The organism is Chloroflexus sp. (genome assembly GCF_034431535.1).
In the GTDB taxonomy this organism is placed as follows: domain Bacteria; phylum Chloroflexota; class Chloroflexia; order Chloroflexales; family Chloroflexaceae; genus Chloroflexus.
This window is the reverse complement of sequence record NZ_DAOUDC010000009.1, coordinates 46880-61110: the sequence shown is the minus strand read 5'-3', so window position 1 is coordinate 61110 and position 14231 is coordinate 46880. Positions and strand designations below refer to the sequence as shown.

Here is a 14231-nt window from a genome sequence, read left to right as displayed (position 1 = left end):
CAGCGCGCTGCGCCCGTCGTTTCCTCATCTCATTATATCATTGCTGCCCATTTCAGCGATGACCTGCTCGAAAACTTTCACCACTCGCGGATCGAAGTGGCAACCGGCTTGTTCGCGGATATAAGCTAGCGCCCGTTCCCGCAACCACGCGGCCCGGTAGGGCCGGTCACTGGTCAGAGCGTCGTAGACATCAACCACGGCGAAGATACGCGCTGCCAGCGGGATCTCCTCGCCGCGCAGACCGCGCGGGTAGCCGGTGCCATCCCATTTTTCGTGGTGGCACCACGGAATGTCGAGCGCAGGCGCGAGAAAGGCGATTGGGTGCAGCAGCTCGACCGCGAGTGTGGGGTGGGTGCGCATAACTTTCCACTCTTCATCGTTGAGCGGGCCGGGCTTGAGCAAGATCGCGTCGGGAATGCCCATCTTGCCAATATCGTGCAACAGCGCGCCGCGGCGCACGTGCAGCAGCTCTTCCTCGCTAAAGCCCATACGCGCAGCGATCCGTACCGTCAATTCGGTCACGCGGCGCGAATGGCCTTCGGTCTCGCGGTCACGCAGATCGAGCGCGCGCGACCAGCCTTCAATCGTCTCATCATACGCGGCGCGCAATTCGGCATTCGCCGCGCGCAGTTGATCGAAGAGGTCGGTGCGGTGCAGCGCGTTGGCGGACAGCTCGGCAATGTCGTTCAGTAAGTCCAGCTCGGCTTCGCTCAGCGGCGTGGCCCGCTGCAACAACAAGACCCCCACCAAGCGATTCGCGGCGTACAATGGTGCGCCGATCACGGTCTTGCCGGTCGCGCTGAGCAGGTCTGAGACCGAAATAGGGCCGCTGATGTGCCGAAACCGATCGCTTAAGCTGGCAAGCACCGCTGGTTGTTGTTCAAGTGTAGCTAGATGACTCAGCGCGATATCAACATGCAAGATGCCGTTATGTGGCCGCAAGAGGGCAATGCTTTCGGCTGCAAATGTCTCGCGCACCCTCTCCAACAAGATTGGCGTCAATTCGGCCCACGATTGTGCCGGGCGCAGGGATGTCCCAATTGCGGCCAGCGTGGCGCGACGCTGCTCGCGGGCGACCTGTTCGGAAATATCCTGTTTAATGGCGATAAAGTGACTGATCATGCCGTCTTCATCAGTGACCGGCGTAATCGTCATCTCTTCGTGGTAGAGACTGCCGTCTTTGCGCCGGTTGATCAGCCGGCCCCGCCATGGGTTACCAGCCAGAATCTGATCCCAGAGCGCGGTGTAGAAGGCGCGATCTTGTTTGCCGGAACGCAAAAGGCGGGTTGATTGGCCGATCGCTTCGGTTGCTTCGTAGCCGGTCAAGGTGGTGAAAGCCGGGTTGACCCACTCGATGATACCGTTGCGGTCAGCGATCATAATCGCGTTGGCGGCGTCGTTGAGCGCTTGGGCTTGTAGCCGGAGGCGCTCGTTTTGCTGGTGGAGTTGGGCGCGGTAGTGGGCGTTTTCTATCGCGATCGGCAATTGGGCGAGAAAGCCTTCCCGTTTGATAATATAATCGGCCACGCCAAGACGTAATGCTTGTAAGGGAAACTCCTCGTTGCCCGGCTGGGCCATCACGATGATCGGTTGCGCCAGCCGGCGGAATTGGAGCAGTTCTTTCACGAGATCGAGCATTGCCAAGCGTGGTTGAGCGCAGTCGATCAGTACGACATCACCGGCAGGATGGCCCCGGGCTAAAGCATGCACAAACGTGCGCTGGCTGCGCACCGGCACACAGTGCAGGTGGGGCGCGGTGCGTTGCAAATAGTGGATCGTTGTTTCGCTGTCGGTCGCGCCGGATTCAACATAGGTGACGGTAATTGTCTGGCTGCGCCGCGCTTGTTGGGAATGAAACCGCTGGCACGCCTGCTCGATGATCGCGCTGATCCGGTCGAGGTAGTCATCGCGCTTGATGACATAATCATCGGCGCCGGCTTTCAGGGCGCTAATCACCATGTGATCGCCGCCGCCGCCAGTCAGGATGATCACAGTTAGGGGCAGATGGCGGGCTCTGATGTAGGCGAGCAGATCGAGGCCATCGCCATCACGGAGGTGTAAGTCGAGAATTACCCCATTGTAGGATGGCGCAGTCGTTGATAAACTGCTGAGATGGGCGTATGCAGCTTGATACGAATCGATATGCGTGATGGTGATCGTAGCATCGTGCAGGAGCATTGCGCGCCGGAAGAGATCGGCGTCGAAGAGATTATCTTCAATCAGCAACAGATGCAGGTGATGTAGTGGCATGCGGAATCTCCACGTAGAAGACTGCGCCGGCGCCGGGGCTGCTCTCGGCCCAAACCCGTCCGCCCATGCGCTCAATCGCTTTTTGCACAATCGCTAACCCAACGCCGGAACCGGGATACGCATCTTGGGGGTGCAAGCGTTGAAAGATGGCAAAAATTCGCTCGTGATGGCGCATGTCAAACCCGATTCCGTTATCTTTGACCCATAATCGCACCGTATCACCCACGGCTTCTGCGCCAATTGCCAGCCGCGGTTGAGGGACATGGGCCGTAAATTTTAGCGCGTTGTCAATCAGGTTGCGCAGCGCCAAGGTGATGCCAATCTCGTCGCCGCGCATCATCGGGCAGCGAATATCCTGTTCGACAATGACGCCGCGTGTCTCGATTTGATCGGTGTGCATGGCCAAAATCTCTTCGATGATGGCTGCAAGGTTAATCTCGGCATATTCCAGAACTTTGCGTTCAATGTGGGTATAGGCAAGTAAATCGTCAATGAGCTGGTTCATTTGGGTGGTTGCCGTGCGAATGCTATTGAGGCATTGTTTGCCGTCATCGTCGAGCCGGTGCGCATGGAAGCGTAAGAGGAGTTGGTTATAGCCGTCAATGACGCGCAGCGGCACTTTGATGTCGTGCGAGATAGTCGCAGTAAAGGATTCAAGCTCTTGATTAAGCTGGCTCAATTCGGCATTCGCAGCCTGCAATGGCGCGGTATGTTCGGCGATGCGCTGTTCGAGCGAGGCATTGAGGGCGCGGAGTTCGTCGTTGATGCGCTGGTATCGTGTGAGCGTGTGCCACCGTTCCCCTCCCAACCAACCGGCCATTGCCAGCACAAACAACCAGCCTTTCGCCGTCTGCCAGTCGGTCAAGCTCTTGATATCGTTGATCATAAACGCGAGGAGCCGGTCAGAGAAGGCTATCCATGCTCCGGCAATGATCGTGTACCAAAACGCTAAGCGCAGTGCGCTTGATGCCGGATTGGCGCTCTGCCAAAGCTGGCGCAGATGTGCGAGCGACATAATCCCCTCCCGCAGTGATTGTGCAGCGAGCAACTATGTGGCACCATCGAACGGGGATGTGCTTTAGCTTGAGATACTCTATCATCATATCACATTGCATCATGCAATGGTATGCTACAATCGCGTGAGGTTTGCAGAGTGCGCCTGTTTGAGATATGGTGGAGGAGGCGGCATGGCAAAGGCTGGAGTGCTTTACGTTGGCGCCGATAATGGTCTGTACATCTTCAGTGATCCGGGTGGTGCGGGTCGCTGGCGCTTGTTGCCCGATACGGCGTTGGCCGGCGAGCAGGTGTTTGCGCTGGTTGCCGCCGATTCGCTGAGTCTGGTGGTGGCGACGAAGCAGGCCTTTTTGCGTAGTGATGATGGTGGCCGGCAGTGGCGCGAGGCCGATGCTGAGGATCGGGCGTTGTTTAATTTTCTCGCCAGTGATCGCTTGCCGGTAGCGACCGTGCAGGGGATGGGCGTTTGGCGTAATGCCGATCTGGGCCTGCCGGATGCACATTTGCTAGCAGTGTTGTCGGGGAAGCAAGAGGTGTTGTTGGCAGCGGTCGCGCATGGCTCCCGCTTGCTGCGCAGCGAGGATGGCGGTAAGACGTGGCAGGAAGTGACCGGTGCGTGGCAAGGTGCGCTCAGTGCGTTTGCGCCGAGCACCTACCATATTGACGTGGTGTGGGCCGGTACCGATGCCGGCCAGATCTGGCGTAGCGATGATCGCGGGCGCACGTGGCAACCGGTGGGCAGTGTCCCTTCGCCGGTGCGTTGTCTCGCCGCGGTGCGGGTGGCGTGACGCCGGATCAGCCGTAAAAATCCGTATACCCCTCGCGATCAAGCCGGGCTAACATCTGTTCGAGCCGGGTTGCGCTGCGCGGGAGCCTTCCCTCACAGAGCGCGTGCAACCCGCGCAGCGCCTGCCGGAAGCGCGGGCTGTCGTCGCCGCGCAGGCGCGGCAAGAGGCGTTGGAGCATCTGTAAGTCGAGCGCCTCGAATGGACTCATCCCGCTGGCTTGTTCGATGAAGCGGAGTGTTTCTCCTAAGGCCCGATACCCCGCTGGTTTTCCTGCCGCTGCCATGTGGGTCTGGATCGCGGCCAGCATCTGCCAGATTTGGTCGTCGATGACGCCTTGATACGCGGCGCGGAAGCGGTCGAGATCAATGCTCCCTAGTTCGATCAAGTTGGCCCGATCAAGCACTTTGTCGCTGAGTAAGAAGGTGCTTTCATCGACGTTGACGGTGCCGATCAAGCGTAGATTGGCCGGCCAGCGCAGCGGGTTGCGCACCACCCCGCCGCCGGTCAGCGGCGTTTCGGCCAGCGGGGTGCCGAGATCGATCAACCCCTCGGCCGTCTCCATCGTCGAGAGGATCGGCGCCAGATAGTATTCGGGCCGGGCCAGATTCATCTCGTCGAGGCAGACGATGTAGGTCTGATCGGGGTCGGCGGCAGCCTTGAGCACATGGCGCAGAAATGCGGTCGGCTGGTAGAGACCGGTAAGCGTGTTGTAATAGCCGAGCAGGTCGCGGGCGCTGTGCCAGTCGGGTTGCACTGCCACCAGCAGGTAGATCGGGTTAGGTTGGCCTTCACCGCCGCCGATCAGCGCATCGGCGTACAGCCGGGTTAGCCACGTCTTGCCGCTGCCGCTCGGCCCGGCCAGAATCACGAGGGGCCGCGCTTGCACCGCCAGATGAAACGCTTCCAGCATGCGTTCATCAATCACCATGCCGCGCCGGCGAATCGTGGCGGCAATCTGCTCGAACGGCGGCAATCCGACGTGGTAGCGTTCTGGCGTCTCGCGCAAGGTATGGGTGGTCGCCAGCTCGATCTCGGCCAGCTCCATCAAGGCTTCATTGAGCGGCAGCAACGCGCAGAGATCATCAATCAGCCGCTCATCGGGCGGTACGTTGTCCCACGGATAGACAAAACCGGCCCACAGGTACTGGGCTTGCCGTTGGGTCAGATAGTGATCGATCCAGCGTATGCCCGGCGCGGGTGGGCGACGGCTGGCAAACCGCGCCTGCCCTTCCGCGCCGATCCGGTCGATTAGCTCTGCCCACAACGGGCGCGCTTCGCGCCAGAGCCGGGCCAGTTGCGGTCGCCGCGTTCCCCACAGTTGCAAGCCCACCGTGACCGTGCGTTCAACCCCGCTCACCGTCAGCATAACGCCGGCCCCACGCGGTGGCCGGTCGAACGCGAACCAATAGTCTTCGATCGGATCGCGCCGGCCCTTGCCGCGATCAATCGTGCGTCGCGTCTTGAAGCTCAACTCGTACAGCGGCCACTGTCGCGGCAAAAGCGCTGCCGCCCGTTCGGCGGCACGGTTGGCCAGTGTCAGCATGTCGGGGTGCAACCAGCGTTGCACCGCTTGCCAGCGCTCGCTCACGCCGGGTTGGAGCAGTGCTTGCAGCGCGGAAGGCGAAAATGGCATCAGACAGTCGGTGGTCGCAAATAAAACTGCGGATCAAGCCCCGGTTCAGGATCGCCCGGCGTTGGCGGAAAGATCGTTGCTAACTGCGGCAGGATCTCGCACAGTTCGCCGCTCATGGCCGCAATCACCTCTTCCACCGCCTTAGCCTGCAATCGCTCCATCGGGAAAAGCCGGCTCACGGTTAATTGCGCCAGTGCTGGCGACTGTTCACTGCTTAAGCGGAGGACGCCGTTGATCTCGAAGTTATCCTCAATGTCAGCATGGCGCACAAAGAGGTCAAGGATCTTGGCGGTGGTATCTTCAAAATCGGCTGCCTGCTGTTCGTTATCGCTCAGCGGCAGGAAATAGGTCACGTCGAACGCCATTGGGCTCGCGCGCCGCATCGTGTGCAGCCGCTCGGCGACGATCTGGTTGAGTGCATCAATGATGGGTTGGCCGTGCAATGAGGCAATGGTCAGCTCCGCTGGCCAGTGGATGCTCACCACAGCGCGCAATGGCGGTTGCATCAACATGCCGGTTTTGTCAACGTTCGGCGGCAAACAAGTCACGTGCAGGCTGCGCCCCAACGTGTGAACGTCAAGCAGTTCTTGAGTGTGGACGATGTTGATCTGGTGTTGCTCGAAGCTTTCGATCAACAGGGCAATCAATTGCTCGTAGGTGAGCATAAGGCATCCTCTGGCGCAGACGGGTGGTATTGATATAACATTATACCACCGGTGATGTTCCAGTTTTGATCGGTTTGACCCAGCCGCGCCGGCCAAGCCCGAAACCGATCCGGTAGATGTCGGGCATGTTGACGCGATTGTCGCTCGTGAATGCAAAAATGCCAAGGTGACGCAAATGATTTTTGATGCCGCTCCATCCGTCATCAGTCCATAGTGGCGGCAAATAGTTTCCGCCAAGATCAACCGGCCCGTTCGGAAAGCGTTCTTGCCAGCGCGCTATCATCGTTTCAATCGGGCAAGGGTAAGGTACGGATAGGCCGCGGAGCGGCTCCATCAGTTTCGTGAACTACGGATAGTCTTCAGCAATTTCATCCACCCGTGTCTGTGATGCTTGTTGGACGCCGCGTGTGATGCTTTCGTAATGGAGCGGGTAGGGATAGTTCGGATAGCGCTTCGAGTCTTTAGCCGCCGCCCGAATCGCGGCCAGAAAGGAACGCGGCGACACGCGCCCATGTCCATCGGCTAAGTGACTGACCACCCATACGTACCATACGTAGGGTGCGCCTCGCCGGCTATCTTTGCCCATTCAGTCGCTGGCTAAAGCGGCGAAGAGTGCGCGCTGCCGGCGCTCGTCACATTTCACGTCGTTGCTCAATATCCAAACGCCATCTTCGGTGCGGGCGGGATAGCCGGTGATGCGGGCATAAAGGTCGCGCAGCACGGCACCGTGCTCGTGAATTGATCCTCGCGGAGAAAGACTTTGGCATGCAACCGTTTAAACTCTTTCAACCACAACGACCACGCGCAAGAGATCGAAGCCGATTTGGCTTACCGTGTTCCAGTCAGTACTGGTCAGTACTAGTGCGGTCGAGGGCGTCGAAGACGATCAACCCGTAACGCTGCTCGCTGGCTAGGCGCCGGTCAGCCGCCTGCGCGATGCGGGCCAGCGGTTCCGGGTTTTGGCGCACCCAAGCAACCTCTCGTGCCAACGAGCTGCCGGCACATGCTCGCCGGTGAGCTTTGCCAGCCAGTGGGCAACCACCGCGCGCCAGATATCGTACGGGATGTTTTTGTGCCTTTTGTGTCTTTTCGTGGCTATTCAGCCCGCGTAGCGGGCTTCGTAATAGTAGCCCGACCCTTGAGGGCCGGATGCTGGATCAGATATGCTGTCCGCTCGCCTCTGGTATAATACCATCTGCTGACCAACCGACACCTGAAAGCGCGATGGCAGTTCAGTCACTCTACCGCAAATGGCGTTCCCAAACCTTTGCCGAGCTGGTGGGGCAGGAGCATGTGGTGCAGACGCTGCGCAATGCGATTGCCGAAGACCGGGTCGGCCATGCCTATCTCTTCACCGGCCCGCGTGGCGTCGGGAAGACGACGATGGCCCGCTTGCTGGCCAAGGCGGTGAACTGTCTCCATCCCGATCCGGCGGCGCGTCCCTGCGGGACGTGCGAGATGTGTACGGCGATCGCCGAGGGCCGCGCGGTTGATGTGATCGAGATGGATGCCGCCTCCCATACTAGCGTGGAGGATGCGCGCGAGATTATCGAGCGGGTGCAGTTTCGTCCGAGCGTCGCTCGCATGAAGGTCTATATCATCGACGAGACCCACATGCTTTCGACGGCAGCGTTTAATGCCCTGCTCAAGACGCTCGAAGAGCCGCCCGATCATGCCCTCTTTATCCTCGCCACGACCGAGGTGCATAAGGTGCCGGCGACGATTTTGTCGCGCTGCCAGCGCTTTACCTTCGTCCGCCATAGCGTGACTTCCATGGCGGCCCACTTGCGCCGGATTGCCGCCGCCGAGGGGATCGCGCTGGCCGATGGCGCTCCCGAAGCGATTGCCCGCGCTGCGACCGGCAGTATGCGCGATGCGCTCGGCATTCTCGAACAGTTGGCTTCGTTCGTCGAGGGGCCGATTACCCTGCACCACGTGCAGAGTCTGCTCGGCATGACCGCTGCCGCCGAGGTAGATGCGTTGATTGCGGCCTTGCTCGCCGCTGATCTGACCGCTGCGCTGCGCTCGGTCAATGCGGTGGCGAATCAGGGTGCTGATCTGCGCCAGTTTGCCCGCGATCTGGTGGAACGGCTGCGCGCGGTGATGTTGCTCAAGGCGACCGGCGATCGCACGCTGCTCGATCTCGGCGACGATGAGGCGGCGCAGTTGGCGCAGTGGGCGCAGCAGGCCGAGATGGTGGCGCTGGTGCAGTGGGTGAAGCTGTTTAGCAATCTCGATTACCAGTTGCGCACCACGCCCTACGGCCACCTGCCGCTCGAAGTGGCGGTGGTCGAAGCGTTGCTCGCTCCCGCCCCCATGCCCCAACCGCTAGCGCCGCGTACGCAACCGGCCCGGCCCCAGCCGAGTATACCAGCCGTCGCGCCGCGCCCGCAATTGTCTGAGAGTCAATTTGGCTTTGTCACGAGTGCTAGCGTTGCGCCCCTCCCCGCTTCCCGCCCGCAACCGGCTGGCCCGCCTGAACCATCGCGCCCGCCAGCCTCTGCCGATCCGCCGCCGGTTACGCCAGCGCCGTCGCCTGAACCGTCAGCGCCCGCGCCTGCTCCTGTCACTGATCCGCCGCCTCCGCCGCCAGCGGCATGGGCCACAGCCCAACACGCCCGCCCGCCGGCTGATCCAGCAGTCGCTCGCGCCGCTGACGCCGAACTGTCATTGCTCGAACAACTCGAAGCGACGTGGGAAGATTTTAAGCGCGATGTCCGCCCGCGCAGCCCGACCGTGCAGGCGCTGCTCAATAGCGCCCGTCCCTACGATGTTGAAGGGAATACCATCGTCTTGCTGGTGTCGTCTTTATTTCACAAAGAGCGACTGGAAGAGCCGAAAAATCGGGCGATTATCGAAGAGGTCTTGCGCCGCCGGTTAGGCAAGGTCTATGCCGTCCGCTGCACCATCGAAGAAAAATCGGTCGAACCTACCGATCTGCGCGGCAAGATTCGCGAGGCGCGCAAAGATGAATTGGTGCGCGCTGCTCTGAATATCTTTGATGCTCAGATCGTGGATATTGAGCCGCTCGAACCGGAATGATTGCTGTACAAGCGGCGCGCAGTATGGTACCCTGTGTAGAAGAAGCGTGCGGTTCTGTGACCGGTCGTGAGTGGGTTGTCTGCGTACGACAGTATGGCGTGCGGCAGTGCAACTGCCGCATTCCAAATCTTACCAACAGGTTGTGATTTTCAGCGTGACAGTTTTGGGGGCGGCAGTTTGAATGCCGCACGCCAAACCCAAATGTAAACCTCTTTACCAGTGCGTGAAAGGAGCAGATTCCATGAATCAACGCCAACTGATGCAGATGGCCCAGCAGATGCAGCGCCAGATGCAGAAGGTGCAGGAAGAATTGGCCGTCACCATTGTGGAGGGCACAGCTGGCGGCGGCGCGATTACGGTCAAAATGAATGGCCACCGTGAGGTGCAGTCCATCACGATTGCGCCCGAGGTGGTTGACCCGAATGATGTGGATATGCTGCAAGACCTGTTGCTCGTTGCCATTAACGACGCTTCGCGCAAAGCCCAGCAGTTGGCCGAAGAGCGGATGCAGCCGCTCACTGGCGGGCTGAAGGGGCTGTTCTAAGCCGCTGCGGGGAAGGTATGGCCGTTCACCCAGAACAAACGTTGATCGCTGCGCCAGTGGCCCGCTTGATCGAGGAGTTTGCCAAGCTGCCCGGCATCGGCCCCAAGACCGCCTCGCGCTTGACCTTCTTCCTGCTCCGCGCTGAGCCGAAGCAGGCCCAAGCGCTGGCGCAGGCCATCCTCGATGTCAAAGAGCAAGTGGGGTATTGCCGGCGCTGCTTCAATATCACCGTCGGCGAGCTGTGCCCGATCTGCCGCGATCCCAGCCGCGATCAGACCAAGATTTGCGTGGTTGAAGAGCCGCTCGATGTGCTGGCGATCGAACGTACCGGCGCGTATCGCGGCTTGTACCACGTCTTGCACGGCCATATCGCTCCGCTTGAGGGTATCTACCGCGAGGATCTCAAGATTGATGAGCTGCTGGCCCGCGTGCGCAGCGAGCCGGTCAACGAGGTAATTCTCGCCACCAATCCCAATACCGAGGGTGAAGCGACCGCCTTCTTGCTGTTGCGCGATCTGGCTCCACTCGGCGTGCGGGTGACGCGCCCTGCCCGTGGCCTGCCCACTGGCGGCGATCTGGAATGGGCCGATCCCGAAACGCTTGGTTCGGCGTTGGAAGGCCGGCGGGAGTTGTAGGGGCAATCGGGGTGCGGCAGAGCGCCGCTGCTGATGTCATTGCATTGCGAGCCGCGCGTAGGGGCAATGCGCCGCATTGCCCTGCGCGGCGAAGCAATCCCCCACGATAGCGGACGACGTCACTCGCAGCGTTAGCCCACAAGATGAAACAACCGCTCTATACAATCGCTTCGCAATAACCCAATCACACTGTTATGAACGTCACCACGATCCTCAACGAAACGATCGCCAGCATCAAAGGCGCCCAGTTTGCCGGTATCGTCGGCACCGATGGCCTCAGTGTGGCGATGGCCTACCACCCCACCGCCGTTGAACTTGATCTCGATATCGAGTTGGCCGAACTCGAATTGGCCGAACTGACCTCGCGGGCGACCGCGGCGGCTGACCGGATTGGCGCCGGTTATGTGCGCGATCTGGTGATCGAAACCGATGCGCTGTTAATGCTGGCGACCCAGATTATGCCCGGCTATTACGGTGTGCTCGGCGTGCTCAGCGAGATTGCTAATCTGGGCAAGGCCCGGTTTGCGCTCCAAGCCATGGTCGAACGGGTGCGCGCCGAGTTGTGAGCGCCATAGCCGCTTTACCCGATTTCGTTTTGCGTCTCTTCGCGGCTATGCGGCGTCATCACCTCACCCGGCACCAGCACCATCTCGGCAAAGATGTGCTCAAGTGTCGCCGGCGCTTGCTCGCACAACCCGCAATGCACTGCTGAGGGTTGAATAATCGTGCTGCGCGTCGCCGTGAGCCAACGGAATCGCTCGTAGATCGGCAGTTCCCCAATTGGCCCCGCTGCCCTGCCGCCGGCGCAGACTAACTCAAAGGCGGCTAATTGCTCACGCACCGGCTCAAGATCGAGATCGGGCCAGAGCGCGGCAATTCGACCCTCGTCGAGTTGCGTGCGCACGCCGAGAAAGCGTTGTTGCCGGCAGAGCAGCACCACCCCGATGTTGATCTGTTCGCCCCGCTCGACACGCGGCACTAGCCGCAACAGAGCATACTCAAAGGCGCTCGCGGGCATCGATGGCCTCCTGTACGAATGCGCGCGGCGCTGCCAGCCGCAGACTGAGGTATTCGACATACGCTGCCCGATGCGCTTCAACCGAGGGGAAGCGCGGATCGGCCAGCCATTCATCCGGAACTTTCGCCACAATCTCCCACAGCAGGTCGCGGGTGATCTGCCGTGCCAGCGTCTCGTCAACCGTCGCTAATTCGGTTGCCGCCGGCAACAGCACATGCTCCCGGATCTGGCTGAACGGCATTCTGGCCCGGCTTTGATAATCGTGCCACGTGTAATGCATGTACAGCGCCGCGCCGTGATCAATCAGAAACAGCCGCCGGTGCCACCAGAGCAAATTGGTGTTGCGCGGCGTTCGATCAGCATTGGTGATAAAGGCGTCAAACCAGACGATCAACGAGGCTAATTCGCGGTTGACGGTGCGAATGGCGATCGGATCAAACGCCAGCGCGCCCGGCAAGAAGTCAACAGCCAGATTCAACCCGGCGCTAGCCGTTACCAAGTCCTGTATTTCGCCGTCGGGTTCGTTGCGTCCCAACGCCGGATCAACCTCAATCAGCACTAGTTCCGGTGCCGGCAAGCCGAGCGCGCGGGCCAGTTCGCCGCAAATCAGCTCGGCGACCAGTACCTTTGGCCCCTGCCCCGCGCCGCGAAACTTGACCACGTACAGGCCGTCGTCGTCGGCTTCGACAATCGCCGGCAGCGAGCCGCCTTCACGTAGCGGCGCCACATAACGGGTGGCCGTCACTCTCCGTAACATTAACGCTCCACCTTCAAGATATAGCCCGTCTGGGCCGGGATTTCGGTGAACGGTTGGTATTCGACGATCGCGCCATTGCTGATGGTCAGCGGCGCCGGCGGGGCCGGTGGCGTGCCGTACAGCGACACGAGCTGGTACGTTCCGTCCGGCAAATCGCTCCCGCTCAACGAGAGCGTAAACGGCTCGGTCGAGAGGGCGTCGAAATTGATGATCACTATTACTATATCATCGCCGCTGCGCCGGATGTAGGCGGCAATGTCGTCGCCTTTGGCCTGCAACGGGATAAAGTCGCCGGTGGCCAGCGCCGGTGTGTTGATATGCAAGTGAATCAGTTGCCGGTAGGCATTGAGCAGCGAATCCGGGTTTTCGTCTTGCAGCATCACATTTTTCGATGGGTAATCGAGCTGTGGCATTTGCCACGGGAAGCCGCTGGTGAAGCCGCCAAACTCCTCTTTCGTCCATTGCATCGGCGTGCGGATGCGTTCATCGGGTTTGACGCCGAGCATGCCAATCTCTTCCCCATAATAGATGAACGGCAATCCCGGCATGGTCAACAATGCCAGCGCTGCTAGCTTCGCCTTGGTAAAATCGTTGCCAAGCACCGACATGACCCGGTTTTGGTCGTGGTTGGTCAAAAACGGCGCCCACCGTTGGTAGGGCAGTTTGGTGTAGGCGTCTTGGGCAGCTTGCATCAACAGTCGCGCCAACCCAGTATTGGCTGCGCCGACAATCTGCTTGGCGACTTCAAACTCGAAGTAGTAGTCGAGCTGGTCGGGGTAATACGACGCTAAGGTGCGCGGGTTGCCGTTAAAGACTTCGCCGACCGTAAAGGTGCCCGGCAGCTCGCGCTCAAGGAAGCGGCGAAACTCGCGTAGCCATTCAAACGTCTCGGCAGTGTCTTCTTGTAGCGTGTAGTACTCGATCAGATGCTTGATCGCGTCGAGCCGGAAACCGGCCACTCCCATCTCTTCCACCCAAAAACGGGCGATCTTGTAGGCTTCCGCCGTCACTGCCGGATTGCGGAAGTTGAGATCAGGCATCCCGCCCCAGAAGACGCCGTAGTAATATTCATCGCGCACCGGCGATTTGTGCCAGACGACGTTGTTACCAAACGGGCCGCGGTAGCCGGGGTCGATCGCCGACCAGAGGTACCAGTCGCGGTAGGGCGAATTGGGGTCGCGCAACGCCTCTTGGAACCACGGGTGCTGGGTGCTGGTGTGGTTCAGCACCAGATCGATAATGATCTTAATCCCGCGTTTATTTGCTTCGGCGACCAGCCGCTTAAAATCGTCGTTGGTGCCGTAATCTTTTTCGACGGTGTAGTAATCAATCGTATCGTAACCGTGATAGCTGGCCGCCTCGGCTACCGGCATCAGCCAGATGCAGTTAATGCCGAGATCAGTGGTGGTCGTGGGGTTGCCATCGTTCAGATAATCCAGCTTGGCGATGATCCCGTTGAGATCGCCGATCCCGTCACCGTCGCTATCGTAAAACGAGCGCACAAAAATCTCATAGCAGACCGCGCCTTCCCACCAACCGGCTGCGAGCGGGAACGGCGTCGCAGTAGGGCCGGGGGTGATGCGAGGCGGCAAGGTCGGCAACCGCGGGTCACGGGTTGGCGTTGGCGGGCGGGTATTCGTTGGGGTGGCAGCGGAAGTTGGCGTCTCGGCGGGGGTGGGTGGCGTAGCCGCCGGTAGGCCGCACGCTGCCAAAAGCATTGCCGTTAGCAAGAGCAAGGATAATCGGTGCATAAGAAACCATTTTGTAATCAACTAATTGCGTCTGCCTGCATTATAGCAAATCTGCAACGCAGAGACGCAAAGGAAGCAAAGGCGCAGCGAGTCTGACCGCAAAGGCGCGAAGGTGCGCTAAGATGCAAAGCAAT

Annotated in this window: 16 protein-coding genes; 5 read left to right on the top strand and 11 right to left on the bottom strand. The window is 60.1% G+C overall.

Translation table 11 applies throughout. From position 1 onward, the window contains the following. Positions 1 to 24: 24 nt before the first annotated feature. A complete protein-coding gene (locus tag U9R61_RS01730) occupies positions 25 to 2250 on the bottom strand; it encodes an HD domain-containing phosphohydrolase (protein WP_322487103.1) in 2226 nt (741 codons plus the stop codon). Beyond that, on the bottom strand, positions 2216 to 3265 hold the full coding sequence (locus U9R61_RS01725; protein ID WP_322487102.1) for a sensor histidine kinase: 1050 nt from the start codon (positions 3263 to 3265) through the stop codon (positions 2216 to 2218). The genes U9R61_RS01730 and U9R61_RS01725 overlap by 35 nt, the downstream gene beginning before the upstream one ends. Positions 3266 to 3437: 172 nt before the next feature. Between U9R61_RS01725 and U9R61_RS01720 the strand changes: the two genes are divergently transcribed. Next, on the top strand, positions 3438 to 4052 hold the full coding sequence (locus U9R61_RS01720) for a WD40/YVTN/BNR-like repeat-containing protein (protein ID WP_322487101.1): 615 nt from the start codon (positions 3438 to 3440) through the stop codon (positions 4050 to 4052). 7 nt (positions 4053 to 4059) lie between these two features. On the opposite strand, the gene U9R61_RS01715 is transcribed toward U9R61_RS01720, so the two are convergent. From U9R61_RS01715 to U9R61_RS01690, 6 genes are all read right to left on the bottom strand, one after another. After that, positions 4060 to 5685: an McrB family protein gene (locus tag U9R61_RS01715; protein ID WP_322487100.1), complete on the bottom strand. Its 1626-nt coding sequence runs from the start codon at positions 5683 to 5685 to the stop codon at positions 4060 to 4062. After that, a complete protein-coding gene (locus U9R61_RS01710; protein ID WP_322487099.1) occupies positions 5685 to 6350 on the bottom strand; it encodes a hypothetical protein in 666 nt (221 codons plus the stop codon). The genes U9R61_RS01715 and U9R61_RS01710 overlap by 1 nt, the downstream gene beginning before the upstream one ends. Positions 6351 to 6390: 40 nt before the next feature. Next, positions 6391 to 6684 (bottom strand): hypothetical protein, encoded by a 294-nt coding sequence (locus tag U9R61_RS01705; protein WP_322487098.1) that lies wholly within the window; start codon positions 6682 to 6684, stop codon positions 6391 to 6393. 12 nt (positions 6685 to 6696) lie between these two features. Next, positions 6697 to 6855 carry a hypothetical protein gene (locus tag U9R61_RS01700; protein ID WP_322487097.1) on the bottom strand — a complete coding sequence of 53 codons (159 nt, stop codon included), beginning with the start codon at positions 6853 to 6855 and terminating at the stop codon, positions 6697 to 6699. Between the two features lie 81 nt (positions 6856 to 6936). After that, positions 6937 to 7071, bottom strand: coding sequence for a hypothetical protein (locus U9R61_RS01695; RefSeq protein WP_322487096.1), 135 nt, complete (start codon positions 7069 to 7071; stop codon positions 6937 to 6939). Between the two features lie 121 nt (positions 7072 to 7192). After that, positions 7193 to 7318 (bottom strand): hypothetical protein, encoded by a 126-nt coding sequence (locus U9R61_RS01690; protein WP_322487095.1) that lies wholly within the window; start codon positions 7316 to 7318, stop codon positions 7193 to 7195. A 256-nt stretch (positions 7319 to 7574) separates the two neighbouring features. Here U9R61_RS01690 and dnaX point away from each other — a divergent pair, with 256 nt between their 5' ends. The 4 genes from dnaX to U9R61_RS01670 all read left to right on the top strand — a co-directional run bounded on the left by dnaX (position 7575) and on the right by U9R61_RS01670 (position 11137). After that, complete coding sequence (gene dnaX, locus U9R61_RS01685) at positions 7575 to 9392, top strand: DNA polymerase III subunit gamma/tau (protein ID WP_322487094.1); 1818 nt, start codon at positions 7575 to 7577, stop codon at positions 9390 to 9392. Between the two features lie 241 nt (positions 9393 to 9633). Next, entirely contained in the window at positions 9634 to 9936 is a 303-nt protein-coding gene (locus U9R61_RS01680) for a YbaB/EbfC family nucleoid-associated protein (protein WP_322487093.1), read from the top strand. Between the two features lie 17 nt (positions 9937 to 9953). Beyond that, the gene (gene recR, locus U9R61_RS01675; RefSeq protein ID WP_066788345.1) at positions 9954 to 10571 is read left to right on the top strand and encodes a recombination mediator RecR; all 618 of its coding nucleotides are present in this window, start codon (positions 9954 to 9956) and stop codon (positions 10569 to 10571) included. Positions 10572 to 10765: 194 nt separating this feature from the next. Continuing rightward, positions 10766 to 11137, top strand: a complete 372-nt coding sequence (locus U9R61_RS01670) for a hypothetical protein (RefSeq protein ID WP_322487092.1) — start codon at positions 10766 to 10768, stop codon at positions 11135 to 11137. A 14-nt stretch (positions 11138 to 11151) separates the two neighbouring features. Here the strand turns inward: U9R61_RS01670 and U9R61_RS01665 are convergent, their stop codons facing one another. Genes U9R61_RS01665 through U9R61_RS01655 form a run of 3 tightly spaced genes read right to left on the bottom strand, consistent with a single transcriptional unit; the run spans position 11152 to position 14097 of the window. Then, positions 11152 to 11589, bottom strand: a complete 438-nt coding sequence (locus U9R61_RS01665) for a DUF3037 domain-containing protein (protein WP_322487091.1) — start codon at positions 11587 to 11589, stop codon at positions 11152 to 11154. Then, the gene (locus U9R61_RS01660) at positions 11570 to 12346 is read right to left on the bottom strand and encodes a HipA family kinase (protein ID WP_322487090.1); all 777 of its coding nucleotides are present in this window, start codon (positions 12344 to 12346) and stop codon (positions 11570 to 11572) included. Before U9R61_RS01660 ends, U9R61_RS01665 begins: the two co-directional genes overlap by 20 nt. Then, positions 12346 to 14097 (bottom strand): alpha-amylase family glycosyl hydrolase, encoded by a 1752-nt coding sequence (locus U9R61_RS01655; protein ID WP_322487089.1) that lies wholly within the window; start codon positions 14095 to 14097, stop codon positions 12346 to 12348. The genes U9R61_RS01660 and U9R61_RS01655 overlap by 1 nt, the downstream gene beginning before the upstream one ends. Positions 14098 to 14231: the final 134 nt, after the last annotated feature.

Excerpts from the sequence above, each read along its gene's own strand:
- U9R61_RS01730 (WP_322487103.1), bottom strand. The coding sequence starts at position 2,250 with ATGCCACTACATCACCTGCATCTGTTGCTGATTGAAGATAATCTCTTC.
- U9R61_RS01725 (WP_322487102.1), bottom strand. The coding sequence starts at position 3,265 with ATGTCGCTCGCACATCTGCGCCAGCTTTGGCAGAGCGCCAATCCGGCA.
- U9R61_RS01720 (WP_322487101.1), top strand. The coding sequence starts at position 3,438 with ATGGCAAAGGCTGGAGTGCTTTACGTTGGCGCCGATAATGGTCTGTAC.
- U9R61_RS01715 (WP_322487100.1), bottom strand. The coding sequence starts at position 5,685 with ATGCCATTTTCGCCTTCCGCGCTGCAAGCACTGCTCCAACCCGGCGTG.
- U9R61_RS01710 (WP_322487099.1), bottom strand. The coding sequence starts at position 6,350 with ATGCTCACCTACGAGCAATTGATTGCCCTGTTGATCGAAAGCTTCGAG.
- U9R61_RS01705 (WP_322487098.1), bottom strand. The coding sequence starts at position 6,684 with ATGGAGCCGCTCCGCGGCCTATCCGTACCTTACCCTTGCCCGATTGAA.
- dnaX (WP_322487094.1), top strand. The coding sequence starts at position 7,575 with ATGGCAGTTCAGTCACTCTACCGCAAATGGCGTTCCCAAACCTTTGCC.
- U9R61_RS01680 (WP_322487093.1), top strand. The coding sequence starts at position 9,634 with ATGAATCAACGCCAACTGATGCAGATGGCCCAGCAGATGCAGCGCCAG.
- recR (WP_066788345.1), top strand. The coding sequence starts at position 9,954 with ATGGCCGTTCACCCAGAACAAACGTTGATCGCTGCGCCAGTGGCCCGC.
- U9R61_RS01670 (WP_322487092.1), top strand. The coding sequence starts at position 10,766 with ATGAACGTCACCACGATCCTCAACGAAACGATCGCCAGCATCAAAGGC.
- U9R61_RS01665 (WP_322487091.1), bottom strand. The coding sequence starts at position 11,589 with ATGCCCGCGAGCGCCTTTGAGTATGCTCTGTTGCGGCTAGTGCCGCGT.
- U9R61_RS01660 (WP_322487090.1), bottom strand. The coding sequence starts at position 12,346 with ATGTTACGGAGAGTGACGGCCACCCGTTATGTGGCGCCGCTACGTGAA.
- U9R61_RS01655 (WP_322487089.1), bottom strand. The coding sequence starts at position 14,097 with ATGCACCGATTATCCTTGCTCTTGCTAACGGCAATGCTTTTGGCAGCG.